Genomic DNA, 24,103 nt, shown 5'->3' with positions numbered 1-24,103 from the left:
AACAAGAGGCGAGAGCGGGTCAGATGATCACACGGACACTTCTAGCGATGACGGCAGGCGGTCTTTTGGCAGCCTGCCAACCGGCGATCCCCGATTCCGGGAACATCAACACCGGGCGCGGTGTCGGTTTTGGCGACGGCAGTTTCGAGGCCGAGCAGCGCGCGCGCGATGCCGCGCTGGCGGGCGACGGCAGCTACATGCCCGCCGCCTCGGAGGTGACCGCCCAGCCTTTGGATGACGGTTCTCCCGAAGCGACGGCGGCGGAAACCGCCCGTGTTCTCGCCGCCACCCGTCCGGGCGGGACCAGCAACGGTCTGGGCAATGACGCGGCCACCAACTCGGGCGTGGCCCCGGTGAACGCCAGCCCGTCGAACCCGCCCCCCGCCGCAGTCAACGCCGTGGGCATCTCGAACGAGAACAACTTTGACGCCGTGTCGGGCCAGCGCAGCATTCAAGACGACGCCGCCCGCGTGGCCGCAAACCGCGCGCAATATGAGGTCGTCCAACCCGAGGCCCTGCCCGAACGCCGCAATGTCGGCCCGAACATCGTCGCCTATGCGCTGCAAACCAATCAGTCGGTCGGTCAGCAGATTTATAGCCGCATCGGTTTCAACAAGGCCCGCAAGTTCGAACGCGCCTGCGCGCAATACGGCCACGCCGACCAAGCGCAGATCGCCTTCCTTGAGGCCGGTGGCCCCGAGAAAGACCGCCTTGGCATGGACCCCGATGGCGATGGTTTCGCCTGCGACTGGGATCCCACCCCCTTCCGCCGGGCTGCACAGGGCTGACAGATGCCTGCCGCGCCTGACGTGACGGCGCATCCCTCGCCCAATTGCGGCCCGCGGCGCGACGGGCTGCGCCCCCGGCTGATCGTCTTGCACTATACCGCCATGACCAGCGCCCAAGCGGCGTTGGAACGGCTGTGCGCCCCCTCCGCCGAAGTCTCAGCCCATTACCTGATTTCAGGGCGCGGAGAGGTCATTCAGATGGTCGAGGAAGAGCAACGCGCCTGGCATGCAGGCGCGGGCGAATGGGCGGGGTTGGAGGACATCAACTCACGCTCCATCGGGATCGAGTTAGACAACCGTGGCGACCACCCGTTTTCCGAGCCACAGATGCAGGCGCTCGAAACCCTCCTGCCCGGCATCATGGCACGCCACGACATCCCGCCCGAAGGGGTGATCGGCCATTCCTGCATGGCACCGGGCCGCAAGATCGACCCCGGCCCCCGATTCGATTGGGCCCGGCTGGCACGGCGCGGGCTGGCGTTGCCTGCGGGCGATGCCCCCCGCCCTGACAGCGTAACCACCGCAACCTTTCGCGCCGCTGCGCAGGCCGCAGGCTTCACTGCGCCCTGCGACGACGACACGCTGCTAGACACCGTGCGGTTGCGTTTCAGGCCATGGGGGCGCGGCCCTCTCACCCCCGCTGACCTCACTGCCCTGCCCGCCCCCATTGACGCGCCGCGCGGCGGCGTCTAGGGCGGGCCTGCGCGGAAGGCTGGATGGCCGCTGCGTCGACTCGCGTCGCATGACCGACGTCCGCTCTCGTCACACGCATGTGTGACGTCCGCGGCGTCGCTTTTGCGGGGCAAAGCGACGTAGAGGAAAGTCCGGACTCCAAGAAGAAACGGTGCCGGGTAACGCCCGGGCGGGGCAACCCGACGGAAAGCGCCACAGAAATGAAACCGCCCCTACGGTCCGGCTTGCCGGATCAGCCGAGGGGTAAGGGTGAAACGGTGGGGTAAGAGCCCACCGCGGGGCTGGCAACAGCCCCGGCATGGCAAGCCCCACCGGGAGCAATGCCAAATAGGGACCGCGCGCCGATGATCCTCGGGTCAAAGGCGGGGCTCTTCTGCCCCAGCAGGTCCGGGTTGGCAGCTATAGCCGCATCGGCAACGGTGCGGTCAGAGGAATGGTCATCGCCTGTTTTCGGACAGGTACAAAATCCGGCTTATAGGCCTTCCGCGCATATTCCTGCTCTTTCGAGGCTGAAAGGCAGGTTTTTCGACGAAACCGGCGTCTTTCGGCACCGGGCGGGCAAATAGCGGTTGACTCGGGCGCGGGTCTGACTAGAACCCGAAATTCAGAATTCACGCAGGCCTGCGCGGCGCTGCAGCAGGAGAAGACACATGGCGAAGCCAACCACGATCAAGATCCGCCTGAACTCGTCCGCGGGCACAGGCCATTTCTACGTGACCAAGAAAAACGCACGCACCATGACCGAAAAGATGGTCATCAAAAAGTACGACCCCGTTGCGCGCAAGCACGTCGAATACAAAGAAGGCAAGATCAAGTAAGATCGCCTGACTTTTGAGTTTCAAAGGGCCACGCGGTTTCGCGTGGCCTTTTGCGTTGTGCAGGGCTGGATCGCGCCCGACCCGGGGCCGATGGCCCTCTCGCAAAAGGTCCGGTGGACCTTTTGAGGCCAGCGGGTGCTTCAGCACCGGGGGCGCATAGCGCGCCCGCCCTGGGGGCGGGTCGGGCGAGATCCGGACGCGGGGCGTTCGGATAATCGTTGAGACGCCTGAATGCCATCCCCGGTCCGGCGCTGCCCGGCTAGCGGTCTCTCTTCTCACGAAAAAACCTCACGAGCATCTCTTCCGCCTCTCCCGCCGCGATCCCGTCGAACACCTCGGGCACATGGTGGCACTGCGGATGCGAGAAAACCCGCGCGCCCTGCGCCACGCCGCCAGATTTGGGGTCCGCCGCGCCGTAGTAGAGCCGCTCCACCCGGGCGGCGGCGATGGCACCGGCGCACATGGCGCAGGGCTCAAGCGTGACGTAAAGCGCGTGACCGATCAGCCGTTCCGAGCCGACGGCGGCGCAGGCGGCGCGCAGGGCCAGCATCTCGGCATGGGCAGTTGGGTCATTGCGGGCGCGGGTCTCATTGCCTGCGGCGGAAACGATCTGCCCTTTCGGAGAGACGACGACTGCCCCCACCGGCACCTCGCCGCGCGCGGCGGCGGCGCGGGCCTCGGCCAAGGCCTGCCCCATATACGAGCGAAACTCCATCCCGTCACATGGCCGCAAACGCCACCCTTTCGCAAGCCCGTGAAACAGGGTAAGCGCAGTGTATGAACGCAAAAACGCCCCCCTCCGGCTCCGGCCCGCAAAACTCTGACACCGATGCAAGTGCAGGCACCCCCACCGGCGACCGCATCGCCAAGGTGCTGTCGCGCGCCGGCATCGCCTCGCGCCGCGAGGCCGAGCGCATGATCGAAGCGGGCCGCGTGCGCGTGAACGGGGAGCAGATCACCTCGCCCGCGCTGAACGTGACACCCGAGGATAAGATCACCGTCGACAACACCCCCGTCGGCGCGCCCGAACCGCCGCGCATTTGGCTGTACCACAAGCCTGCCGGTCTGGTGACCACCGCCCGCGATGAAAAGGGTCGCGAGACGATCTTTGACGCCCTGCCCGAGGATATGCCCCGCGTGATGACCGTGGGTCGGCTCGACCTCAACTCCGAAGGGCTCTTGCTGCTGACCAATGACGGCGGGGTGAAGCGCAAGCTGGAACTGCCCAGCACCGGCTGGCTGCGCCGCTACCGCGCACGGGTGAATGGCCGCCCCACGGATGAGATGCTGGAGCCGCTGCGCAAAGGCATCACCGTGGAGGGCGAGAACTTTCAGCCGATGGACGTGACGCTCGACCGCCAACAAGGGGCCAACGCTTGGCTGACCGTCGGCCTGCGCGAAGGCCGCAACCGCGAGATTCGCCGCGCGATGGAGGCCGTGGGCCTGACCGTGAACCGGCTGATCCGCATCTCCTACGGCCCATTCCAACTGGGCGAATTGAAGATCGGCGAGGTGGAAGAGCTGCGCCGCAAGGTCGTGCGCGATCAGCTGGGGCTCGAGCTGGAAGACCCCAGCGGCACCGCCACCAAGAAACCCACCGGTCTGCGCCGCCCGCCGCGCCGCAAGCCCGGCGGTTTCGGCGGCGCGGGCCAACCGGGCCTGCCCGTGCAACGGGGCGAAGACGACGAACCGCCGCCCCGCCGTGGGGGCGGCAAGGCAAAGAACGCACCGCGTGGCAAGGCCGCGATGGGCAAGACGGCTGGCAAAGCAGGCGGCAAGGTGAGCGGCAAACCGGGGGCGCGCCCGACGGGGCGGCCGAATGGCAAATCGGGGCCAGAACCCACAGGCCGGGGGCCAAAACCCCGCCGCTGACCGGCCCGGCCCCAAGCTGCCCCTGCGCGTTTCCGGAACGCGGCCGACCTGCGTGCGTTGAATAGAGAACGGCAGGCAAGATCAGCGCGAAACCGCTGTCAGAAAAGGGCAATATGGCGCGAATAGTGATGTTTTTGGTGGCCTTGGCCGCGCTCGTGGTTATCATCCTCGGCGCAGCCTCGCTCGTGGGGCGTGCGGCTGACAGTGCCGGCACGGCGTTGCGCCCGATCTGGGGCAGCAAAAGGGGAAACATGATGGCGCCAACAACCTTTCAGAAAATCGCCTTTGGCGCGTTGCTGGTGCTGCTGCTTGGGCTCACCAGCGGTTTTCTCGGGGGGCTTTGACCTATGGCGCAGCGCTTTGGCGGCAAATATAGCCCCGACCCCGACGCCACCCCCGGCAGCGCCCCGCGCAAAACCGCGCGCCTGCGCGTCGATCCGGCGGGCGGTCGGGTGAACCTGATGTTCCTGCCGCCGGTGCTCTTGGCGGCAACCTCGCTCATAGGGGGGGCGGGCACGCTGGTGCTTGGCCTTGGTGGCGCGTTCCTGCTGGCTTCGGGCGTCTGGTTGCTGCGCGATGGCCTTTTGGCCGAGGCGGAATACCACGAGCGCAAAGTCGCCCGCCGCCCTGTCCTGCCGCGCAAGATCCTCGCGGCCCTCTTGGCTGGTGCGGGCGCGGCCCTCGCCGCTTATAGCAACGATCCCAGTCTCGCCGCGGCCCTGCTCTATGGCATCGCCGCCACTGCGCTGCACCTCGCCGCCTTCGGCATCGACCCGCTACAGAACAAGGGCATGGAGGGCATCGACACCTTCCAGCAAGATCGCGTCGCCCGAGTGGTGGATGAGGCCGAAAAACTGCTCTCGGGCATGAGCCAAGCGATCCTGCGCGCGGGCGACCGCCGCGCCGAAGCGCGGCTGGCCGAGTTTCAAGAAACCGCCCGGCATTTGATCCGAACCGTCGAGGAAGACCCCCGCGACCTGACCGCCGCCCGTAAATACCTTGTCGTCTATCTGCGCGGCGCGCATGATGCGACGGTGAAATTCGCCGACCTCTATGCCCGCAACCAAGACACCCAAGCACGCGATGACTACCTCGCCTTGCTGGACGATCTGGATCAGAACTTTGCCGCCCGCACGGCGAAGTCTCTGCTGGACGACCGCAGCGATCTGAACGTGGAAATCGACGTGCTGCGGGCGCGCCTCTCTCGTGAGGGGGTCCGACTGGAACAGCCCGCCCCTGCAAATACTAAGGAAAATCAGTGATGACCGATGCCCTCCGTGAAAAAGCTGCCCAATCGCAAGGGTTGGTGGAAGAAGTGAACGCAACCGTTTTGCCCGAACCGGCGGATGCCAATGCCATCGTGCCGCTGAACAAAGCCGATCCCGAACAGAGCGCGGAAATCCAAAAGCGTATGGCCGAGATCGACGTGACCGATACCCAGTCCATCGTCAGCTTCGGCTCTGCCGCACAGGCCGAGTTGCAAGAGATCAGCCAATCCATGCTGGCCGATGTGCGCAACAAAGATGTCGGCCCCGCGGGTGATAGCCTGCGCACCATGGTCAGCGCGATCCGGGGCTTTTCGGTCTCGGAATTGGACGTGCGGCGCAAGCAAAGCTGGTGGGAAAAACTGCTGGGCCGTGCCACGCCCTTTGCCAAGTTCACCGCTCGGTTCGAAGAGGTGCAAAGCCAGATCGACCGGATCACCGACAACCTGCTGGCGCATGAGCATACGCTGTTGAAAGACATCAAATCGCTCGACCTGCTTTATGAAAAGACGCTGCAATTCTACGACGAACTGGCGCTTTATATCTCTGCCGGTGAGGCCAAGATCGAAGAGCTGGATCACAAGACCATCCCCGCCAAACAGACCGCGCTGGATAAGGCGAGCGAGGACGATCAGGTGATGCGCGCGCAGGAGCTGCGCGATCTGCGTGCCGCGCGTGATGATCTGGAACGTCGGGTGCATGACCTGAAACTGACGCGGCAGGTCACCATGCAGTCGTTGCCCTCGATCCGTCTGGTGCAGGAGAATGACAAGAGCCTTGTGACCAAGATCAACTCGACCTTGGTCAACACCGTGCCCCTGTGGGAGACGCAGCTGGCGCAGGCCGTAACCATCCAGCGCAGCGGCGAGGCGGCAAATGCAGTGCGCGAGGCCAATGACCTTACCAACGAACTGCTGACCTCCAACGCCAAGAACCTGCGCGACAGCAACAAGGTGATCCGTCAGGAGATGGAGCGCGGCGTCTTCGACATCGAAGCGGTGAAACAGGCCAATGAAGACCTGATCGGCACCATTGAGGAATCCCTGCAAATCGCGGATGAGGGCAAGGCGAAACGCGCCAATGCCGAGAAAGAGTTGCAGGAGATGGAAGGCCGCCTGCGCGACACGCTCGCCGCCGCCAAGGCCCACGAAACGGGGTTGGGCGATACCACCGGCAACGCGGTGCCAAGCTAAAACCGACATGAGGGAACAGGCCATGCAAGGACGTCTGCGCAGAAATCTGCGCGCCGCAGGGGCGCTGGCGCTGAGCACGCTGCTCTTGGCCTGCGCCGAGCCTGCGCCCGTCTTGCAAAAGGTCGCCAAACCGCAGGCCCGCCCTGCCGCCGCCACCCCTTCCCCGGCGGCGGTGGCGAAACCGACCTCGCAAAAAAGCGCCATGCTGCGCAGCTATTTGCATCAGGTCGAAAAGGCGCAGTTGGGCCAAGATCTGCTGCGCCAAGACGGGGGCGGAGTGGACACGCCCTTTACCAGCGAAATGCTGGCGCGCAATTTCGAGCAGATCGCGCTGTATAACGAATATGACGGCAATTTCTCAGGCCAAGGCGGCGCCAGCCCGCTGCGCCGTTGGGATGCGCCGGTGCGGATGCAGATCATCTTTGGCGACAGCGTGCCGCCCTCGCAGCGCCGATCCGACACCGCCAAGATCAGCGCCTTTGCCCGCCGTTTGGCGCGGGTGACCGGGCATTCGGTCTCTATCAGCGACAGGCCGAATTTCATGGTGGTCGTCGCCTCGGAAGATGACCGCGTCGATGCGCTGGCTCAAGCGGCGGAAGAGGTCGCGGGCGTCAGCAAATCCTCGCTCCGGGCCATGCGCAACATGCGCCGGGACACCTATTGCGCCGTGGCCGCCTATGCTGCGGGCGACAACCCCAACGTCTATACCGCCGCCGTGGCCGTGATCCGCTCGGAAAACCCCGAATTGCTGCGGCTTTCCTGCATTCACGAGGAATTGGCGCAGGGTCTGGGACTTGCCAATGACAGCCCCGCCGCGCGACCGTCGATCTTCAATGACGACGACGAATTCGCCCTGCTTACCAAACATGACGAACTTCTGCTCAAGATGCTCTACGACCGGCGCCTGCGCCCCGGCATGACGGCAGAGCAGGTCAACCCGATCACCCGGATCATCGCGCGCGAGTTGACGGACGGCCCGGTGTAACGCAGCATTACGACGAAAGAATAAGGACCATCCCCATGGGCATTTTCGATTTCCTCTCTGGCCAGTTCATCGACGTCATCCATTGGACCGACGACACCCGCGACACGATGGTTTGGCGGTTCGAGCGTGAGGGCCATGAGATCAAATACGGCGCCAAGCTGACAGTGCGTGAGGGGCAAGCGGCGGTTTTCGTGCATGAGGGGCAGCTGGCGGATGTCTTCACCCCCGGTCTCTATATGCTTGAGACCAACAACATGCCGATCATGACGACCCTGCAGCATTGGGATCACGGCTTTCGCAGCCCTTTTAAATCCGAGATCTATTTCGTCAATACGACCCGCTTCAACGACCTGAAATGGGGCACCAAGAACCCGATCATCGCCCGCGATCCTGAGTTTGGCCCCGTGCGCCTGCGCGCCTATGGCACCTATTCGGTGCGGGTGAGCGACCCCGCGAAATTCCTGACCGAGATTGTCGGCACCGATGGTGAGTTCACCATGGACGAAATCTCGTTCCAGATCCGCAACATCATCGTTCAGGCTTTCTCCCGCACGCTCGCCTCCTCCGGCATCCCGGTGCTCGACATGGCCGCCAACACGCGCGAGTTGGGGCAGTTGGTGGGCAAGGATATCGCCGCCCAGATCGCAGAATACGGGTTGGCGATGCCCGAGCTTTATATCGAAAACATCTCCCTCCCGCCCGCGGTCGAGGCGGTGATGGACAAGCGCACTTCGATGGGCGTGGTCGGCAACCTCAACGAATACATGCAATTCCAAGCGGCTGAGGCGCTTGGCCGCGAAGGTGCGGGCGGGGCCGCGATGCAAACGGGCCTCGGCGCGGGGTTGGGGATGAGCATGGCTCAAGCCGCCACTGCGCAGGCCGGCCCTTGGGGCGCGCGCCCTGCCCCCACCGCCGCCGCCCCGGTGCCGCCACCCCCGCCGCCGGTCGAAAAGGTCTGGCATATCGCCAAGGACGGCGCGACCTCAGGCCCGTTTTCCAAAGCCGCGATGGGCCGCAAGGCGAGCGAGGGTAGTCTTACCCGCGATTCTCTGGTCTGGACGCCGGGCCAAGATGGCTGGCAGCGGGCCGAAGACGTGGCAGAACTGGCGCAGCTTTTCACCGTGATGCCCCCGCCACCGCCGCCGCCCCCGGCCTGATCCGCAGGCGCGTGGGCAAAAGACCTTCGCGCGTCCCGCCCGTGGCCCCTCAGGTCCACGGGCCACCCCCATCCGCTCCGCCGCGATTGACCTTGCAAAGCACCCCTTATGTCCGCCACCGATCTGCCCCCCGCCGCCCCGCTTGAAGAGCACCGTTTCCCCTGTGACACCTGCGGGTCGGACATGCGCTTTGATCCGGCGCAGTCGCTGCTGATCTGCGATCACTGCGGCAATGTGGAGCCGATCGACGGCAGTGGACGCCACGCCCATGCCATCGCCGAACAGGATTTTCGCGCCGGGTTGCAGGCCGCCCTGCCCGCCGCCGAGATGGAAGAGACCCGCGTTACCACCTGCCCCAACTGCGCAGCGCAGGTGGAATTCGAGCCCGGCAAACACGCCGCCGAATGCCCCTTCTGCGCGACGCCCGTGGTGATCGACACCGGCACCAACCGCCATATCAAACCGCGCGCCGTGCTGCCCTTCGCCCTGCCCGAAGAGCGCGCCCGCGACGCGATGAAAGACTGGCTCGGCAGCCTTTGGTTCGCCCCCAACGGGCTGCAACAATATGCCCGCAAGGGCCGCCGGATGCAGGGCATCTATGTGCCCTTCTGGACCTATGACGCACAGACCGCCTCTAGCTATCGCGGGGAGCGTGGAACCGTCTATTACGTCACCCGCACCGTCATGCGCGATGGCAAGCGGGTGCAGCAGCAGGTCCCGAAAATCCGCTGGCGGGCCGCTTCGGGGCGGGTGGCACGCTTCTTTGACGACGTACTGGTGCTGGCCTCCCGGTCGCTGCCCAAGAAACACACCGACGCGCTGCACCCTTGGGACCTCTCGGCGCTGGAGCCCTATGCGCCTGAGTACCTCGCCGGTTTCCGGGCCGAGGCTTACGGCATCACGCTGGAGGAAGGCTTTGTTCAGGCCCGCGCCCATATGGACCGGGTGATCGAGCGGGACGTGAAGTTCGACATCGGCGGCGACCGCCAGCGGGTGCATGACATCAATACCCAAATCAGCGATGTGACCTTTAAACATATCCTGCTGCCGGTCTGGCTTGCTGCCTATAAATACCGCGGCAAGACCTATCGTTTCGTGGTGAACGGCCATTCCGGCAAGGTGCAGGGCGAACGCCCCTATTCCGCCTTCAAAATCACCTTTGCCGTGGTGCTGGGGCTGATCGCCGCCGCCATCGTCGGCTATTTCATGGCCCAGCAATGACCCAGACCTACGACCAGTTCACCGACCTCTTGCAGGCGCGCTATTCCTGCCGCGCCTTTCGGCCCGATCCCGTCCCCAAAGACAGCATCACCCAGATCGTCAGCGCCGCGCGCAATGTGCCCTCATGGTGCAACGCGCAGCCATGGCAGGTGACCATCACGCGCGGCGCGGGCACCGATGCCTTTCGCGCAGCCCTCCTTGAAGCCGCCAGCGCCGACACCCCGGTCGCGCCGGACCTGCCATGGCCCACGGGCTACTCCGGCGCCTATGCCGAACGCCGCCGGACCTGCGGTTTCCAGCTTTACGACGCGGTTGGCATCGCAAAATCCGACCGCGCCGCGCGTCAGGCGCAGATGCTGCGCAACTACGCGCTTTTCGACGCGCCGCATGTGGCCATCGTGACCGCCCCGGCCGAGCTTGGCCCCTATGGCGCGATGGACTGCGGCGGCTTCGTCACCGCCTTCACCCTCGCCGCGACGGCGCTTGGCGTGGCCAGCATCCCGCAAGCCGCCATCGCCGCCTATGCGCCCTTGGTGCGCGAGGTGCTGGCGTTGCCCGAGGATCGGCTGGTGCTCTGCGCAATCTCCTTCGGCTATGCCGATGAGACGCATCCCGCGAACGCCTTTCGCACCGAGCGGGCCGCCCCTTCTGACATCATCGATTGGAAAGACTGACATGCGCGCATTGCTGCAACGGGTGAACGAGGCTTCGGTCACGGTCGAGGGCGAGGTTATCGGCGAGATCGGCCCCGGCCTGCTGATCCTCGTCTGCGCCATGCCCGAAGACACCGAAGAAACCGCCGAGAAACTGGCCTTGAAAATCTCCAAACTGCGGCTGTTCAAGGATGAGGGTGGCAAGATGAACCTGAGCCTTGCCCAGACCGCTGGCGGCGCCTTGGTGGTGAGCCAGTTCACCCTCGCCGCCGATACTTCGCGCGGCAACCGTCCCGGCTTTTCCGGCGCGGCGAAGCCTGACATGGCCAAGGCGCTCTACACCCATTTCGCCCGCAGCCTCGCCGGGCTCGACATCCCCGTGCAGACCGGACAGTTCGGCGCGGATATGGCCGTGGCGCTGGTCAACGATGGGCCGGTGACCCTCTGGCTCGATACGGCGGCGCCCTGATAATTCGGTGGAAAGCATGGGCCGGCAAGCTTGGGAGGAGGTAAGCTTGCCGGCCGGTATAACGGGTCCGGGAGGAGGAGGACCGTTAATATGCGGTGTCAGATCAACCCGGGAAGGAGCGGGGTCCGGCACCTGACAATGCAGCGCTCTGGGCGCGACATTGATAGCTGAAGGTCATAAGCGCTGCGGCTTAGAGACCGTCGTATTCTTCGGTCACCAGCGCTTGGGCGTGCTGGGGGATCTGGTTGCGGTCGATGCCCGCGCGCTCAAGCTGTGCGTCGCTCATGCTGTTGAGGACGGACTGCATGCGCGAGATCTGCATCTGAGTGACGCCGCGTGCCAGCAGGGAGCCGATTTTGCCCGCAGCGGCACCAAAGGCACCGAAAACCGGAGCGGTTGCATCACGCAGGGAGAAACCATGGGGGGCGGATAGGGTGTTGTCATACTTCATAGGTCTGTTCCTTTGAAAGTTCTTCCGACGCCACACGCCGGATCTCGCACCGTGCGATGCCGATATCGGACAGTTCGCGATCGCTCAGTACGTTGAGTTCTGTGAAAGTTCGGTTGTAAGCTGCGCGCCGGGCTTTGATCTGGGCCACGCGACGGCGCATGCCGTCAACGCTGTGATGAAGCCCATCGAGCGCGGAGCTCAGGGTAGTGCCACGTGAGATTGCCATCGTCATAAGCGCAACTCCTTTCAGAATGCTGCAAGTGCATTATCAATGCTGCAATGCAGAAGTAGTACGCTCTGACCCTATTTTGAACCCGCAGAATTTGCATAGGCGCTATGCCCGAAACGAAAGGCCGGGGGCTAACTACAGGTAAACAGCTTAAAATTTTTGCGCCGATACACAGGAAATGTGCATCGGCGCAACGCAGCGGGGCTGCAATCAGGGGATTTGGGGACGGGCGGCGGCGTGCCGCCCTTTCTTGCGCGAGTCGTTTAGCTGACCGGTTCCCAAGGGCGCGTGTAGACGCTGAGTACCTTTGAAACCTCGTCATGGGTCGCGTCGTTCATCGTGACCTGCGCCACCAAGCCGCGTTTCTTGTCGTCCACCACCTCGGTTACCCGCGCGGCACAGCCCGCCTTTTCAAGGCTGCCGTTATAGACCCGCGTGATCGCATCCTTGCGCAGATCGGGTTTGAAGATCTTACCAACAGCCGTCTTGGGCAGCTCGTCCATGATCTTGAGGTGCTTGGGCTGGGCTGCGCGTTCTGCGACATGTTCGCGCGCATAGGCCAACAGTTCCTCTTCGGTGACATTGGCACCCTCAACGAGTTCGACAAAGGCGCAGGGCACCTCGCCCGCGTGGGGGTCGGGCTGGCCGATGGCACCCGCAAAGGCGACGGCCTCATGGCCCAGCAGCGCCTCTTCGATCTCGGCGGGGTCAATGTTGTGCCCGCCGCGAATGATCAGGTCCTTGGCCCGGCCCGTGATCCAGATATAGCCATCGCTGTCGATCCGGCCCAGGTCGCCGGTGCGCAGGTATTTGCCGTGGTAGAAAAGGTCTTTGTTCTTGTCTTCCTCGACATAGGTATGGCCCGAGAAGACGCCGGGGTTCGACACGCAGATCTCGCCAATCTCATCCGTCTCCGCGTCGATCGGCCCATCCACGGTGCCCTTGATGATCCGCACGTCCGAATAGGGGAAGGCGATACCGATGGAGCCGACCTTCTTGATGCCGTCCGTCGGGTTGCAAGAGACAAGGCAGGTCGCCTCGGTCAGACCATAGCCTTCGACCAGCGTGACGCCCGTGGCCTTCTCAAACCGCCGGAAAAGTTCCAGCGGCAGCGGGGCGGAGCCGGAGAAGGCGGTTTTCACCGTGCTGACATCCGCATTGATCGGGCGCTGCATCTTGGCCGAAATCGCCGTCGGCACGGTGATGATAAAGGTGATCTTCCACCGCTCCACCAGCTTCCAGAAGTTGTCAAAGACACCATCCCCGCGATAGCCCTGCGGCGTCGGGAAGACCACATGCGCGCCGGACGAGACGGCGGCCATCAGGATCACATGGCAGGCAAAGACGTGGAACAGCGGCAGCGGACACATGATATTGTCTTGCTCGCTGAACAGCAGCCGATGCCCCAGCCAGCCGTTGTAAATGAGGCCCGAATACTTGTGCTGCGCCACTTTGGGCATGCCGGTGGTGCCGCCAGTGTGGAAATAGCAGGCAACGCGATCCTCTTGCACATCCTCGAAGTTGAGCGAGGTGTTCTGCTTGGCGATCTCCGCGTTGAAGTTGAGGTATTTGGCTTGGTTGTTCACCATCCCCTTGGGCCGCACCAGCGGGACGATCCAGCTTTTCGGCGGGGTGAGATAGCGCACCAGATCAACTTCGAGCACCGTGTGCACCTTGGGCGCAAGCCGCACCGCTTCGGCGGTCTTTTGGGCCACATCGGTTTTGGGGAAAGGCCGCAGGGTGACGACGACGGAGGCGCCCACTTCGCGCAGGATGGCACCGATCTGTTCGGCGTCCAGCAGCGGGTTGATCGGGTTCACGATCCCGGCCACGGCACCGCCCAACAGGGTGATCGTCGTCTCGTTACAGTTGGGCAGAACATAGGCCACCACGTCCTTCTCACCCACGCCAAGGCTGCGGAAGAGGTTCGCCGCCTGCGTCACGCGGCCATGCAACTCTTTCCAAGACAGCGTTTCGGCCTTGTCCTTTGGGCCCGAGAAAATCTGATAGCTAACGGCATTATGGCTGGGGAATTTCGCGGCCGTATTGCTTAGCATTCCGTAAAGCGTCTTGGCCACGTCGCGGTCTTCCCACGGCATTTCCGCCGCGATGGCATTGCGGTCTTCGATCCCGGCGAATGTCATGGTGTCTCCTCCCCTGTGCCGGTGTTCCGGCTTATTCTCCTCGCGCCAGATTGCGGCGAAACGCGCCGTTTCGCAAGCAATCGGCGGCAACAAACGCAACGTCACACTCGGGTGACGTAACGCCGGGGTTGCACTGTTCAAGGGCGGCTCAGGCCGCGGCGGCGGCCCCATCGGTGAACTGAAGCCGCGCCAGACGCGCATAAAGCCCGTCACTGGCGACCAATTCGTCATGGGTGCCGATGGCCGCGATGCGCCCGGCCTCCATCACCACGATGCGGTCGGCCTTTTTTACGGTGGCCAGACGGTGCGCTACGATCAGCGTCGTGCGATCCGCGCTGAGCCGGTCGACGGCGGCCTGCACCAGCCCCTCACTCTCGGAATCCAACGCCGAGGTCGCCTCGTCCAGCAGCAGCACCGGCGCGTCGCGCAGGATGGCCCGGGCGATGGCGATGCGTTGTTTCTGCCCGCCCGACAACATCACGCCGCGCTCGCCCAGATAGCTGTCATAGCCATCGGGCAGCGCGGTGATGAAGTCATGCGCGGCGGCGGCGTGGGCGGCTTCCTCGACCTCGGCGTCACTGGCATCGGGGCGCCCGAAACGGATATTCTCGGCCGCCGTGGCGGCAAAGATCACCGGGTCTTGCGGCACCAGCGCCACCGAACGGCGGAAGTGGTCCCGCGCCACATCGCGCAGGTCGACCCCATCCAAGGTGATCCGCCCCGACTGCGGGTCATAAAAGCGCAGGATCATCTGGATGATCGTCGTCTTCCCCGCGCCCGAGGGGCCGACAAAGGCCACCGTCTCACCGGGGTTGATCTCAAGGTCGACACTATCCAACGCCGCCACATCGGGGCGTGCCGGATAGGTGAAGCGCACGTCTTCAAAGGCGATCCGGCCCGCGACAGGTTGCGGTAAGGTGGACTGGCTTGCGGGCGCCGGGTCTTGCACCGTATCCTCGCTTTGCAACAGGTCGATCAACCGTTCCGTGGCGCCCGCGGCGCGCTGCAACTCGCCCCAGATCTCTGACAGGGCGGCGACCGCGCCCGCGACCATGACCGCGTAGATCACGAATTGCACCAGCGCGCCTGCGCTCATCACCTCCGCCCGCACGTCGCGCGCGCCGATCCACAGCACGCCCACGACACCCGCGAAGACCAGAAAGATCACGATCATCGTCATCACGGCGCGGGTTTTGATCCGGCGCTGCGCGGCATCGAAAGAGGCTTCAGTCATCTGCGCGAATTGGCCCCGGCTTGCGGCCTCATGGGTAAAGGCCTGCACCGTTTGCACCGCGCCCAACGTCTCAGAAGCATTGCCCGAACTCGCCGCGATCCAGTCTTGGTTCTCGCGGCTGAGCACCCGCAGGCGGCGGCCCAACGTCAGGATGGGGATCACCACGGCGGGCACGATCAGCAGCACCAGCCCGGTCAACTTGGCTGAGGTCAGCAGCATCAGCCCCAAGCCGCCCACAAAGATCAGCAGGTTGCGCAGCGCGATCGAGACCGAGGAGCCGATCACCGAGAGGATCAGCGTCGTGTCGGTGGTGATCCGGCTGAGCACTTCGCCGGTCATGATGCGTTCATAAAAGGCGGGGCTCATGCCCACGACACGGTCAAACACCGCGCGCCGGATATCGGCCACCACCCGTTCGCCCAAACGCGTCACCAGTGCATAGCGCAGCCCGGTGCCAAGGGCGAGCAGCCCCGCGATCAAGAGCGCGGCGATGAAATAGAGGTCGAGCAATTCGCTCTCCCCCGTGCCGAAATTGTCGATCACCCGCCGCACCGCCAAGGGCAAGGTGAGCGAGATCATCGCGGTCAGCACCAGCGCCGCCCCGGCGGCGGCCATCAGCCAGCGATAGGGCGCCATGAAGGGCATCAGCGCCGCCAAAGCCCCGATCCGCCGCGACTTTTCGCGTTCGTCTTTGGCGCTTGGTGCGGGGGCTGGGGTGCGTGCCATGGGCTTTCCTTTGTCTTTCCACATCGGTCATGGCGCGGGGGCTGGGCGGGGTCAAGCAAGACCGCCCCGATAAGGACAATCTGCCGCCCCCGACAGACAGCGGCGGGCGCATCTATCCCGCGCGGCGGCGGTCATGAAAGCTTCGGGGAAAGAGTGGAGCGGGCGACGGGAATCGAACCCGTATCATCAGCTTGGAAGGCTGAGGTCTTACCATTACACAACGCCCGCGCTACGGGTCCTCTCCTATTTTATCGCTCCCTGAGCGTCAAGTGGAGCGATGCCCCTTTGGCAAGATCAATCGCATGAGCCTGCTCTTGCCACCGGCCCGTCATCAAGGTGGCAGCCCGGCCCAAGGGGCACTAGCTTAGCCTCACGGGATGAAAACGAGGCATTGGAATGGACGCCAGACCGGCCCAAGACCAAAAGCGCGAGGTCGTCATGACCCACGGTGTTCTCAGCGAGGATCCCGAGGATCTGTTTCACGGCACCGGGCTGCGGGTCGTGCGGGCCGTCCTGCACGAGGCGGTGCTGCGGCTGTGGAGCGATGATGCCTTCGGCATGGCCGGAAATGTGGCCTTTCGCGCGCTTCTGGCGATTTTTCCGTTTCTGATCTTCACCAGTTCGCTCACTGCCTTTGTCGGCGACCGGTCGATGGCCGATGACCTGATCCATTTCCTGATCGCCATTGTCCCCCCTGCCCTGATCGAACCGATCGTGTCGGAGGTGGAAAAGGTCATGACCGTGCCGCGCGGCGATCTGCTGAGCGTGGGTATCCTGCTGACCGTCTGGTTCGCCGTGGGCGGGGTCGATGGGGTGCGCGTGGGGTTAAACCGCGCCTATGGGCTGCGCGAGACGCGGTCGGTCTTTACGATCTACGCGGTGCAGGTGGCCATGGTGCTGCTGGCGAGCCTGATCCTCGTGATCGTAGGGTACCTTTTGGTGCTGGCCCCGCGGGCCGGGTCTTGGCTGCATATGCTGATGCCGGGCTTCGATCCGCGCTCGGTCACCGTGGGGCTGGTCCGTTTTCCCGCCTCGGCGACGATCCTGCTGGTCGCGCTTTTTGCCGCCCATGTGATCCTGCCCGCACGGCGGACGCGGTTTAACAACATCTGGCCCGGGGTTGTGGCCACCGCCGCCGCTTGGACGGTGCTGGCGGTGCTCTTTTCATCCTACCTGCGCAGCTTTGGCACCTATGCCAGCTATTACGCGGGCATGGCGGGGATCATCGCGGCGCTTTACTTCATGTATCTCGCCGCACTGGTGCTGATCTTTGGCGGAGAGTTGAACCGCGCGTTGCGCATCCGCAGACTGGCCCGCGCGATGAGCGATCAGCCCTGATCTCCCGCGCAGGGGGTGCCCGCAGCGCCCCAGACCGTCACATCATGCATCAACGCATCGAGCGACCCTTCGGGCACCGACCGCCCCGCACCGGGGGCGAAACCCCAGTTCACGAAGGCCGAGTTTTGCAGGTGGTCGACCAGAGAGGCGATGTCATGGCCGTCATTGGTCTCAGGGTCGCGCAATTGGGTGCAAACCTCTGCCGAAGATTTGCCGAGCCACGCCAATTCCACCGGCGGCAGCCGCCAAGCATCGTCGATATGCGGTGGGGCATGGGGCACCGTGTTCGCGGCGGCAGAGGTGACGTGGCAGGCGTCGCAAGGGATGCTCTCGGCCCCGATCCGGCTCTCGCCCGCGCGCACATTCATGCCGTGCACCGCCTCCGGCCCATAGCCCAAGCCCTGCCACATCGGCCGGCCCTCTTCGCCCACATGGCAATTGGTGCAGCGCGGATGCGCGGTGACGGTGAAAATCCGATCCCAAGCGGCCAGCCCTTCGGCGCGATCAGGCGCCTCCTGCGCAAAGGCGGGGGCGGCCAGCATGAGTGCGGCGCAGGTCGATAGATATCTCATGCGAAATCCACGGATTTGGAGAGGGGAAGTTCACGGATCCGCTGGCCCGTGGCGGCGAAGATTGCATTGGCCAGCGCAGGCGCGGCGGGCGGCACGCCCGGCTCACCAATGCCGCGCAGCTTGCCGCCATTCTCCAAGCCGCGCACCTCGATCTTGGGCGTCTGATACAGCCGCAGCCCTTCATAGAGGTGATAATTGTCCTGCTGCGGCACCCCTTCGCGATAGGTAAGCTCGCAGTTCATCGCATGGCCCAAGCCCCAAATCACCGCCCCGGACAGTTGCGCCTCGAAGTTCACCGGGTCCATCACGCGGCCCACTTCGGCGGCGACGAAAACGCGATCGATCTTGAGGCCCGCGTCGGTCTGGCTAACCTCGACCACCTCGGCCACCGGCACACCAAAGGACAGGCAAAAGGCCAGCCCGCGGCCCCGCCCCGGCCCGAGGTCCGCACCCCAATCCGACATTTCGCCCACAGCCTTCAACACCTTGCGCGAGGGCGCATGGGTGCAAAGGCGCAACCGTTCCTCCAAAGGGTCGACACCCGCCGCATGGCACATCTCATCCATGAAGCTTTCGTGCAGGAAGCCGTTGCCCGATGCCCCAACCGACCGCCAAGAGCTGACCGGCACCATTGCGGGCACCCGGTGGCCGGTCACGCGGTAATCGGGGATCGCGAAGGGCTGATCCCACGCGCCCGCCACGATGGCGATGTCGGGGCCGAAGACCGGCTGGTTCAACCGCGCCATCTGCGATTCCGCCGTCGAAGATGCCGCGATGGCCAGATCATAGGCCGCGATCTGCCCCTCCGAGACTTTGCCCCGCGCCCGCGCCATGGCCAGCGGGCGGGGGAAGTCATGGGTGAAATCCTCCTCGCGCGACCAGACCATCTTGATCGGCGTGCCGGGCATCTGCATCGCCACTTCGACGGCGCGCAGGGTATAGTCATCCTCAAGCCGCCGCCCGAAACTGCCGCCCGACATCAGCACATGGATATGCACATTCTCAGCGTCGATCCCGGTCAGCGCGGCGACATTGGCCTGCATGAAACGCGGGATCTGCGTGCCGGTCCAAATATCGACGCGGGCCTTCTCCAGCTTCACCACCACGCTCATCGGCTCCAGCGGGGCATGGGCCAGATAGGGGATGCGGTACTCGGCCTCCAGCACTTCCCCACCCGTCAAAGCGGCGCTCACATCGCCGTCATCTCGGAACCGGCTGTCCTGCCGATCTTCAGTAAAGGAGGCCGCCACGGCCTCTAATTGCTCAGCCGTGTCGCCGATATAGGGCGACGGCCCCCAGTCGCATTTCACCGCCTGCACGGCTTGAAAGGCCCGCCAAGTATTGTCGGCCACCACCGCGACGCCGCCGGTAATCGGCAAGACCGCTTTCACGCCGCGCATCTTCTCGGCGCGGCCCGCATCAAAGCCCATGATCTCGCCACCCTGCGCCGGGTTGGTACGGGTCGTGGCGTGAAGCATCCCCTCCATCGCCATGTCGATGCCATAGGTCTGGGTGCCAGTGGATTTGGCCATGATATCGGTGCGCATTTGCGGCTTGCCAAGGTGCCGCCACGCGCCGGGGTCGCGCAGCGTGACCTCGGTCACTGGGTCGATCTCCGCCGCGGCCGCGGCGAGGTCTTGATAGGCCAGCCGCATGCCGTCGGGCAGCACCACCGCGCCCGCCTCGGTCTTGAGTTGGCTGCGCTCTAGCCCGGTTTGCGCCACGGCGGCGGCCAACAGGGTTTCGCGGGCCACGGCCCCGGCCATGCGCAGCCGGTCGTACATATCCGGCACGGTCGAACTGCCGCCAGTCAATTGCAGGCCAAGCAGCTTTCCCGCCACATCCGAGGCGCCGCGCCCGGTCCGCGCCAGCAGCGTTTCCGAGGTCGCGGCGATCGGCATCGCTTCTACCCCGACCACGCCGTTGTAATAGACCGGCGAGGGCGGCCCGGGCGTGATCTGCACCGTGTCGAGGTCGACATCCAATTCCTCGGCAATCATATGGGCTTGGATCGAATAGGCCCCCTGCCCCACATCGGCGCGCGGGGTGATCAGGGTGACGCCGCTTGCATCAATCTTGACATAGGGCGTGATCGCCGCCGCACCGGGTGGCAAGCCTTCGAGCAGCGGGTTCTTCAGGTCACGTTTGTACAGATAGGTGCCAAAGGCCACGCCCCCGGCAATGGCGGCGGAGCCGACGATGAAACTGCGGCGGGTGATGGTGCGCAGGCGCGACATGTCAGGCCCCCCGCAGCCGCGCGGCGGCGCTGTGAACAGCGGCGCGAATGCGCGGATAGGTGCCGCAGCGGCAGAGGTTCCCGCTCATCGCGGCGTCGATCTGATCGTCGGTCGGCTCGGGGTTCAGCTCCAGGAACGAGGCCGCCTGCATGATCTGCCCCGATTGGCAGTAACCGCATTGTGCGACCTGATGCTCCACCCATGCTGCCTGCACCACATGCAGCGCTTCGGGCGTGCCCAAGCCTTCGATGGTGGTGACATCGCCGTTCACATCCGCCGTCCGCAATTGACAAGACCGCACGGCCAGTCCATCAACATGCACCGTGCAGGCACCGCATTGCGCGATGCCGCAGCCGTATTTCGGCCCGGTGATGCCCAACTCATCGCGCAAAACCCAGAGCAGCGGCATGTCGTCTTCCACGTCCACCTCGTGGACCGTGCCGTTAACCGTCAATTCCATCGGTGATCCTTCCGCGCTGGTGCCCCCCAATGTAGCGGGCAGCGCCTATCGCGCAAGACCGCGCGAAGCGGGTCGCGCAGCGTCACCTTGGCGGGGCGGGCATGGCGGCGGGTGCCGCCGCTTCGCTTATTCGAGGTCTTGCGCCGTCAGCGCGCGGTGAATTTCGCGGCGGACCAGTTTGCGCACATTGCGGGTGATCCGCTCGCCCAAGGCACCCTGAAGCTCGGCGCGGACGATCTCGGTCACCATGTCGCGCAGTGCTTCCTCGTCGAGGAACTGATCCTCACCCGCGCCGCCCGCCTCCTGCGCGGGGGCGGCATAGTCAAATTCCGGCGCGGTGGCGGCAGGATCGGCCACACGCGGGCCGCTGTCGGCGAAACGGCGCACCTGCTCTTCGAGCTGCGGTGTCGTGGGCTGCGGACGGCTTGGCGCTGGCGTCTCAGCCTCTACCGTCGCCGTATCGGCAATCGGGGCCTCTGGCGCGTCAAGCTCCGCATCGTCTTTCCACTCCATCGCCGGAGGTTCGGTGCCGGAATAGTCATTATCGCCGGGCGCGTCAGGGTCCCAGTCGTCAGAAATCTTGCCGATGGCCGTCTCAAGCGCCGCCAGCTTGTCGCTGCGGCTGGCCCCGGTCGCCTTAGCCGCCGCGTCGGAAACGGCGCGGGACCGGGCCTCATCCGCGGTCTCCGGCGCGGGGGCGCGATAGTCCTCGGCATGCAAATCGCTCGGATCGTCATGCAGCATGTCATAGCCCAAGGGCGAGACCTTGGCCGGATCAACGGCAGCGGCCTTTGGGCGATCCTCGCCATCCGACGTGGCGACCCTGAGCGCGGGGGTCAGCACCAACCGGTCGCTCGACGCCGCGGGAGCCTTCTCGGCAGGCGGGGTCGCGGGGTGACGGGCCGAGACGAATGGACGCTCTGCCTCATCGGCACTGTCTTCCGCTTCGGTCTGCATGGCTTGGGTCAGGCTCAGCGGCTGTGGCGCGGCTTTATGTGTTTCACCGACGCCCTCGTCAGAAGCGGGACGCGCCGTGCCGCCCGAGGCTGTGCGCAGCGACAGATGCGGGGTGAAATCCTCAGAGGTCACGCTGTCCGATGTCGGCTCGTCCAATGCACCCCGCATGCTTTTGAACGCGGCCCCGGTGTCATCAGCAGAATTGCCAGCCTCTGGCTTGGAAACCGGCGTAGGATTGGACGTTTGCAGGGGACGCTTGTCTTCGGACACCAATCGGCGAATCGACGACAGGACGTCTTCCACCTCCGCGTTTGTGACGGGTTCGGACATATTTCTCTACCACTCTTGCCTCGCGGATAGCTTAACCGCGTGGGAGGATTCTCACAATGGGGCGGTGCAAAATGCCAAACGACCGCGCAAACCGTCAGTCTTTTTGCAGCGCGCGCAGCACCCGATCCAGCGCTTGGCCCTCTTTCGAGTATTTAGCAGGGGCGTCCTTAACAAGGTTGTAATAGGCCCCCGCGTCATAGATCTGCACCGGCAGCTTCAGATCCTGCGCGGTCAGACGGCCCGTGGCCGCCAGCACGGAATAAGCCGCCACATAGAGGTTGGCGCGGGCCGACACGCGGGTCGATTCCGCATCCAGCAGCGATTGCTCTGCATCCAGCACGTCCAAGGTGGTGCGCGCGCCGAGGGTCGCTTCTTCACGGACACCGCGGAAGGCGATACGCGCCGCCCGGATCTGGCGGTCGGAAGCCTCCAACTGCGCCCGTGCCGAGGCCAGCGCGGCATAGGCGTTGCCCACTTCCTGCTCGACGTTTTGGCGCACCACATGCAGGTTCGCGCGCTGCGCGTCCCGCTGCGCCATCGCGCTGCGCACGGCCGAGGACAGCGCCCCGCCCTGATAGATGGTCTGACCGACCTCGACCCCGACGCTGCCGCTGCGGGTATAGGCTTCGCTGTCGAAAGTCTCGTTCAGGCCATATTGCCCGTTCAGGGTGATCCGCGGGGCCATGGCGGCCTCATTGGCTTCGACGCTCAGATCGGCTGCCGCCACCTGATGCTGTGCGGCGATGATCGACGGGTGAGTGCGCACGGCCAGAGCCTTGGCCGAGGCGAGGTTGCCGCCGACATTCGGCAGGCTCGGCGGTTGGCTAAGGTTGCCCGGGGCATGGCCCACTGCATTGCGATATTCCTCGACCGCGCGCAGCAGCACGCCTTCGGCGCCCGCCAGCCCGCTGCGGGCATTGGCAAGCTGCGCTTCGGCCAAGGCCACATCGGTGCGGGTAACTTCGCCCACGTCGAAACGATCCCGCGCGGCGCGCAGCTCTTGGGTCAGCAGCCGCAGGTTGTTGTTGCGCAGCTCAACCGTTTCCGAGGCTTCGATCACGCCCATATAGGCCGCAACCGCGCGCAGCAGCACCTGCTGCTCTAGGTTGACCAAAGTCTGGCGGGTGGCCAGAACGGCCTCTTTCGCCGCCTCCACCCGAAAGGCGCTCGCGCCGAAATCATAGAGCAAAAGCTCGCCAATCAGGCTGATCGACGCTTTGAGGCTTTCGGTCGATTGGGCTGGCAAAAGGGAGGAGCTGCGCGTGGTGCCAAAGCTCTGCGTCAGCCCCGCAGCCCACCGCAGCACCGGCTTCAACGCCGATTTCGCCGCGGCCACATCCTCATCCGCGGCCCGCAAAAGCGCGCGGTTCTGCTCCAGCAGGCCAGAATGCTCATAGGCCCCCACCAGCGCGTCGGCCAATGTTTCGGCGGCAGCCACACGCGGCAGGGCAGCGCCGCTGGCGAGGACAAGGCTCACCGGCACGGCGATGGCAAAACGTTTGAGGGATTTCGTAAAACTGTTCGCGCTCATGGCTCAATGCCCCTGAATGGCTTTTATAGACCTTTGGACCGGCCCGTAGGCCGATCGGGGCGGGTGCCCCTCCCCTGAAGGCGAAGTGGCGCGCGGTATGACCGGCGCGCCATCCTGTCGCTTACAGCTGGAATTCTGCCTGACGTTCAAAGCCACGCAGCACCGGCGCACCGGCGTTGAATTCGGGCCGCCAAGACACCTGACCGCCACGCTTGTAGCCCACGCGCACCTCGCCCAGACCCCGATCCATAAAGAGGCAAGCGATCCGCCCGCCCTCTTTCACCTGTTCCACCAGCGCTGCGGGCAGCTCACCCACCGCACCTTGGACGATGACCACATCATAGGGCCCATGCTGCGGCGCGCCTTCGGTCAGCGGGGCGACATGGACGATCACATTGTCCGCGCCCGCCTGCGCCAGCGCCTCTTGCGCCTCGGCGGCCATGGCTTCGTCTTCCTCAACGGCGACGACGGCCTCGGCCATATGCGCGATCACGGCGCTGGAATAGCCCATGGCGCAGCCGATATCGAGCACGAGTTCCTCATTGGTGATGTCGAGGTGATCGAGCATCTTGGCCAATGTCCGCGGGTCGAGCAGCACCCGATCCTGCCCCAGATCGAGGTTTTCACCCAGATAGGCAGCCTCGCGCTGTGCCGCCGGCACGAAGTCTTCGCGCTGCACGGTCAGCATCGCGTCGATGATTGGAAACTTGGTTACATCCGAAGGACGAACCTGCGTATCTACCATGGTTACGCGGCGGGCGGCGAAATCACTCATCAGCT

The 24,103-nt window shown here is 64.7% G+C and carries 24 protein-coding genes, 1 tRNA gene and 1 other RNA gene; 14 read left to right on the top strand and 12 right to left on the bottom strand.

Annotated elements, in window-relative coordinates; translation table 11 throughout:
• Positions 1-23: 23 nt before the first annotated feature.
• The 4 genes from ACGYK9_RS11490 (at position 24) to rpmG (ending at position 2,299) form a co-directional block, all read left to right on the top strand.
• On the top strand, positions 24-788 hold the full coding sequence (locus ACGYK9_RS11490; protein WP_394410055.1) for a hypothetical protein: 765 nt from the start codon (positions 24-26) through the stop codon (positions 786-788).
• Between the two features lie 3 nt (positions 789-791).
• Positions 792-1,481 (top strand): N-acetylmuramoyl-L-alanine amidase, encoded by a 690-nt coding sequence (locus ACGYK9_RS11485; protein WP_394410058.1) that lies wholly within the window; start codon positions 792-794, stop codon positions 1,479-1,481.
• Between the two features lie 11 nt (positions 1,482-1,492).
• Positions 1,493-1,972: RNase P RNA component class A (gene rnpB / locus ACGYK9_RS11480), an RNA gene on the top strand.
• A gap of 159 nt (positions 1,973-2,131) precedes the next feature.
• A complete protein-coding gene (gene rpmG, locus ACGYK9_RS11475; RefSeq protein WP_007119221.1) occupies positions 2,132-2,299 on the top strand; it encodes a 50S ribosomal protein L33 in 168 nt (55 codons plus the stop codon).
• Between the two features lie 259 nt (positions 2,300-2,558).
• On the opposite strand, the gene ACGYK9_RS11470 is transcribed toward rpmG, so the two are convergent.
• On the bottom strand, positions 2,559-3,014 hold the full coding sequence (locus ACGYK9_RS11470) for a nucleoside deaminase (protein WP_067267564.1): 456 nt from the start codon (positions 3,012-3,014) through the stop codon (positions 2,559-2,561).
• 62 nt (positions 3,015-3,076) lie between these two features.
• Between ACGYK9_RS11470 and ACGYK9_RS11465 the strand changes: the two genes are divergently transcribed.
• The 9 genes from ACGYK9_RS11465 to dtd all read left to right on the top strand — a co-directional run bounded on the left by ACGYK9_RS11465 (position 3,077) and on the right by dtd (position 11,114).
• Positions 3,077-4,171 carry a pseudouridine synthase gene (locus ACGYK9_RS11465; RefSeq protein ID WP_394410062.1) on the top strand — a complete coding sequence of 365 codons (1,095 nt, stop codon included), beginning with the start codon at positions 3,077-3,079 and terminating at the stop codon, positions 4,169-4,171.
• Positions 4,172-4,299: 128 nt separating this feature from the next.
• On the top strand, positions 4,300-4,515 hold the full coding sequence (locus ACGYK9_RS11460; RefSeq protein ID WP_067267561.1) for a hypothetical protein: 216 nt from the start codon (positions 4,300-4,302) through the stop codon (positions 4,513-4,515).
• Between the two features lie 3 nt (positions 4,516-4,518).
• Positions 4,519-5,433, top strand: a complete 915-nt coding sequence (locus ACGYK9_RS11455; protein WP_394410065.1) for a 5-bromo-4-chloroindolyl phosphate hydrolysis family protein — start codon at positions 4,519-4,521, stop codon at positions 5,431-5,433.
• Positions 5,433-6,629, top strand: a complete 1,197-nt coding sequence (locus tag ACGYK9_RS11450; protein ID WP_394410068.1) for a toxic anion resistance protein — start codon at positions 5,433-5,435, stop codon at positions 6,627-6,629. Before ACGYK9_RS11455 ends, ACGYK9_RS11450 begins: the two co-directional genes overlap by 1 nt.
• A gap of 22 nt (positions 6,630-6,651) precedes the next feature.
• Positions 6,652-7,614, top strand: coding sequence for a DUF2927 domain-containing protein (locus tag ACGYK9_RS11445; RefSeq protein WP_394410071.1), 963 nt, complete (start codon positions 6,652-6,654; stop codon positions 7,612-7,614).
• A 35-nt stretch (positions 7,615-7,649) separates the two neighbouring features.
• Positions 7,650-8,771: an SPFH domain-containing protein gene (locus ACGYK9_RS11440; RefSeq protein ID WP_209219081.1), complete on the top strand. Its 1,122-nt coding sequence runs from the start codon at positions 7,650-7,652 to the stop codon at positions 8,769-8,771.
• Between the two features lie 108 nt (positions 8,772-8,879).
• On the top strand, positions 8,880-9,992 hold the full coding sequence (locus ACGYK9_RS11435; RefSeq protein WP_394410074.1) for a primosomal protein N' (replication factor Y) - superfamily II helicase: 1,113 nt from the start codon (positions 8,880-8,882) through the stop codon (positions 9,990-9,992).
• Positions 9,989-10,666 carry a nitroreductase gene (locus ACGYK9_RS11430; RefSeq protein ID WP_394410077.1) on the top strand — a complete coding sequence of 226 codons (678 nt, stop codon included), beginning with the start codon at positions 9,989-9,991 and terminating at the stop codon, positions 10,664-10,666. The genes ACGYK9_RS11435 and ACGYK9_RS11430 overlap by 4 nt, the downstream gene beginning before the upstream one ends.
• A gap of 1 nt (position 10,667) precedes the next feature.
• The gene (gene dtd, locus ACGYK9_RS11425; protein ID WP_394410080.1) at positions 10,668-11,114 is read left to right on the top strand and encodes a D-aminoacyl-tRNA deacylase; all 447 of its coding nucleotides are present in this window, start codon (positions 10,668-10,670) and stop codon (positions 11,112-11,114) included.
• 190 nt (positions 11,115-11,304) lie between these two features.
• Here dtd and ACGYK9_RS11420 read toward each other — a convergent pair whose 3' ends face one another.
• The 5 genes from ACGYK9_RS11420 to ACGYK9_RS11400 form a co-directional block, all read right to left on the bottom strand.
• A complete protein-coding gene (locus tag ACGYK9_RS11420; RefSeq protein ID WP_394410083.1) occupies positions 11,305-11,565 on the bottom strand; it encodes a hypothetical protein in 261 nt (86 codons plus the stop codon).
• Positions 11,555-11,797 carry a DUF1127 domain-containing protein gene (locus tag ACGYK9_RS11415; protein ID WP_067267708.1) on the bottom strand — a complete coding sequence of 81 codons (243 nt, stop codon included), beginning with the start codon at positions 11,795-11,797 and terminating at the stop codon, positions 11,555-11,557. The genes ACGYK9_RS11420 and ACGYK9_RS11415 overlap by 11 nt, the downstream gene beginning before the upstream one ends.
• 260 nt (positions 11,798-12,057) lie before the next feature.
• Positions 12,058-13,938, bottom strand: coding sequence for an acyl-CoA synthetase (locus ACGYK9_RS11410; RefSeq protein WP_394410086.1), 1,881 nt, complete (start codon positions 13,936-13,938; stop codon positions 12,058-12,060).
• A gap of 148 nt (positions 13,939-14,086) precedes the next feature.
• Entirely contained in the window at positions 14,087-15,898 is a 1,812-nt protein-coding gene (locus ACGYK9_RS11405) for an ABC transporter transmembrane domain-containing protein (protein ID WP_394410089.1), read from the bottom strand.
• Between the two features lie 154 nt (positions 15,899-16,052).
• A tRNA-Gly gene (locus ACGYK9_RS11400) sits at positions 16,053-16,126 on the bottom strand.
• A 168-nt stretch (positions 16,127-16,294) separates the two neighbouring features.
• Here ACGYK9_RS11400 and ACGYK9_RS11395 point away from each other — a divergent pair.
• Complete coding sequence (locus tag ACGYK9_RS11395; RefSeq protein ID WP_067267703.1) at positions 16,295-17,236, top strand: YihY/virulence factor BrkB family protein; 942 nt, start codon at positions 16,295-16,297, stop codon at positions 17,234-17,236.
• Here ACGYK9_RS11395 and ACGYK9_RS11390 read toward each other — a convergent pair.
• The 6 genes from ACGYK9_RS11390 to ACGYK9_RS11365 all read right to left on the bottom strand — a co-directional run bounded on the left by ACGYK9_RS11390 (position 17,227) and on the right by ACGYK9_RS11365 (position 24,098).
• Positions 17,227-17,808, bottom strand: a complete 582-nt coding sequence (locus ACGYK9_RS11390; protein ID WP_394410092.1) for a hypothetical protein — start codon at positions 17,806-17,808, stop codon at positions 17,227-17,229. The two genes, ACGYK9_RS11395 and ACGYK9_RS11390, sit on opposite strands and share 10 nt — an antisense overlap.
• Positions 17,805-20,045 carry a molybdopterin cofactor-binding domain-containing protein gene (locus ACGYK9_RS11385; protein WP_394410095.1) on the bottom strand — a complete coding sequence of 747 codons (2,241 nt, stop codon included), beginning with the start codon at positions 20,043-20,045 and terminating at the stop codon, positions 17,805-17,807. The genes ACGYK9_RS11390 and ACGYK9_RS11385 overlap by 4 nt, the downstream gene beginning before the upstream one ends.
• Before the next feature lies 1 nt (position 20,046).
• The gene (locus ACGYK9_RS11380) at positions 20,047-20,505 is read right to left on the bottom strand and encodes a (2Fe-2S)-binding protein (RefSeq protein WP_394410098.1); all 459 of its coding nucleotides are present in this window, start codon (positions 20,503-20,505) and stop codon (positions 20,047-20,049) included.
• Positions 20,506-20,631: 126 nt separating this feature from the next.
• Entirely contained in the window at positions 20,632-21,792 is a 1,161-nt protein-coding gene (locus ACGYK9_RS11375; RefSeq protein WP_394410101.1) for a hypothetical protein, read from the bottom strand.
• A gap of 94 nt (positions 21,793-21,886) precedes the next feature.
• Positions 21,887-23,323: a TolC family outer membrane protein gene (locus ACGYK9_RS11370; protein WP_394410103.1), complete on the bottom strand. Its 1,437-nt coding sequence runs from the start codon at positions 23,321-23,323 to the stop codon at positions 21,887-21,889.
• Between the two features lie 121 nt (positions 23,324-23,444).
• The gene (locus tag ACGYK9_RS11365) at positions 23,445-24,098 is read right to left on the bottom strand and encodes a protein-L-isoaspartate O-methyltransferase (RefSeq protein WP_271687992.1); all 654 of its coding nucleotides are present in this window, start codon (positions 24,096-24,098) and stop codon (positions 23,445-23,447) included.
• Positions 24,099-24,103: the final 5 nt, after the last annotated feature.

The sequence above is a fragment of the Sulfitobacter sp. 1A15258 genome (assembly GCF_043557045.1).
GTDB lineage: Bacteria > Pseudomonadota > Alphaproteobacteria > Rhodobacterales > Rhodobacteraceae > Sulfitobacter > Sulfitobacter faviae.
This window is presented reverse-complemented; position numbering and strand designations above follow the sequence as displayed.

What these genes read in the sequence shown, in the direction of transcription:
- ACGYK9_RS11460 (WP_067267561.1), top strand. Translation starts at nt 4,300, where the DNA reads ATGTTTTTGGTGGCCTTGGCCGCGCTCGTGGTTATCATCCTCGGCGCA.
- ACGYK9_RS11490 (WP_394410055.1), top strand. Translation starts at nt 24, where the DNA reads ATGATCACACGGACACTTCTAGCGATGACGGCAGGCGGTCTTTTGGCA.
- ACGYK9_RS11385 (WP_394410095.1), bottom strand. Translation starts at nt 20,045, where the DNA reads ATGTCGCGCCTGCGCACCATCACCCGCCGCAGTTTCATCGTCGGCTCC.
- ACGYK9_RS11440 (WP_209219081.1), top strand. Translation starts at nt 7,650, where the DNA reads ATGGGCATTTTCGATTTCCTCTCTGGCCAGTTCATCGACGTCATCCAT.
- ACGYK9_RS11390 (WP_394410092.1), bottom strand. Translation starts at nt 17,808, where the DNA reads ATGAGATATCTATCGACCTGCGCCGCACTCATGCTGGCCGCCCCCGCC.
- ACGYK9_RS11445 (WP_394410071.1), top strand. Translation starts at nt 6,652, where the DNA reads ATGCAAGGACGTCTGCGCAGAAATCTGCGCGCCGCAGGGGCGCTGGCG.
- ACGYK9_RS11415 (WP_067267708.1), bottom strand. Translation starts at nt 11,797, where the DNA reads ATGACGATGGCAATCTCACGTGGCACTACCCTGAGCTCCGCGCTCGAT.
- rpmG (WP_007119221.1), top strand. Translation starts at nt 2,132, where the DNA reads ATGGCGAAGCCAACCACGATCAAGATCCGCCTGAACTCGTCCGCGGGC.
- ACGYK9_RS11450 (WP_394410068.1), top strand. Translation starts at nt 5,433, where the DNA reads ATGACCGATGCCCTCCGTGAAAAAGCTGCCCAATCGCAAGGGTTGGTG.
- ACGYK9_RS11430 (WP_394410077.1), top strand. Translation starts at nt 9,989, where the DNA reads ATGACCCAGACCTACGACCAGTTCACCGACCTCTTGCAGGCGCGCTAT.
- ACGYK9_RS11420 (WP_394410083.1), bottom strand. Translation starts at nt 11,565, where the DNA reads ATGAAGTATGACAACACCCTATCCGCCCCCCATGGTTTCTCCCTGCGT.
- ACGYK9_RS11455 (WP_394410065.1), top strand. Translation starts at nt 4,519, where the DNA reads ATGGCGCAGCGCTTTGGCGGCAAATATAGCCCCGACCCCGACGCCACC.
- ACGYK9_RS11370 (WP_394410103.1), bottom strand. Translation starts at nt 23,323, where the DNA reads ATGAGCGCGAACAGTTTTACGAAATCCCTCAAACGTTTTGCCATCGCC.
- ACGYK9_RS11470 (WP_067267564.1), bottom strand. Translation starts at nt 3,014, where the DNA reads ATGGAGTTTCGCTCGTATATGGGGCAGGCCTTGGCCGAGGCCCGCGCC.
- ACGYK9_RS11405 (WP_394410089.1), bottom strand. Translation starts at nt 15,898, where the DNA reads ATGGCACGCACCCCAGCCCCCGCACCAAGCGCCAAAGACGAACGCGAA.
- ACGYK9_RS11380 (WP_394410098.1), bottom strand. Translation starts at nt 20,505, where the DNA reads ATGGAATTGACGGTTAACGGCACGGTCCACGAGGTGGACGTGGAAGAC.
- ACGYK9_RS11465 (WP_394410062.1), top strand. Translation starts at nt 3,077, where the DNA reads ATGAACGCAAAAACGCCCCCCTCCGGCTCCGGCCCGCAAAACTCTGAC.
- ACGYK9_RS11365 (WP_271687992.1), bottom strand. Translation starts at nt 24,098, where the DNA reads ATGAGTGATTTCGCCGCCCGCCGCGTAACCATGGTAGATACGCAGGTT.
- ACGYK9_RS11485 (WP_394410058.1), top strand. Translation starts at nt 792, where the DNA reads ATGCCTGCCGCGCCTGACGTGACGGCGCATCCCTCGCCCAATTGCGGC.
- ACGYK9_RS11435 (WP_394410074.1), top strand. Translation starts at nt 8,880, where the DNA reads ATGTCCGCCACCGATCTGCCCCCCGCCGCCCCGCTTGAAGAGCACCGT.
- ACGYK9_RS11410 (WP_394410086.1), bottom strand. Translation starts at nt 13,938, where the DNA reads ATGACATTCGCCGGGATCGAAGACCGCAATGCCATCGCGGCGGAAATG.
- ACGYK9_RS11375 (WP_394410101.1), bottom strand. Translation starts at nt 21,792, where the DNA reads ATGTCCGAACCCGTCACAAACGCGGAGGTGGAAGACGTCCTGTCGTCG.
- ACGYK9_RS11395 (WP_067267703.1), top strand. Translation starts at nt 16,295, where the DNA reads ATGGACGCCAGACCGGCCCAAGACCAAAAGCGCGAGGTCGTCATGACC.
- dtd (WP_394410080.1), top strand. Translation starts at nt 10,668, where the DNA reads ATGCGCGCATTGCTGCAACGGGTGAACGAGGCTTCGGTCACGGTCGAG.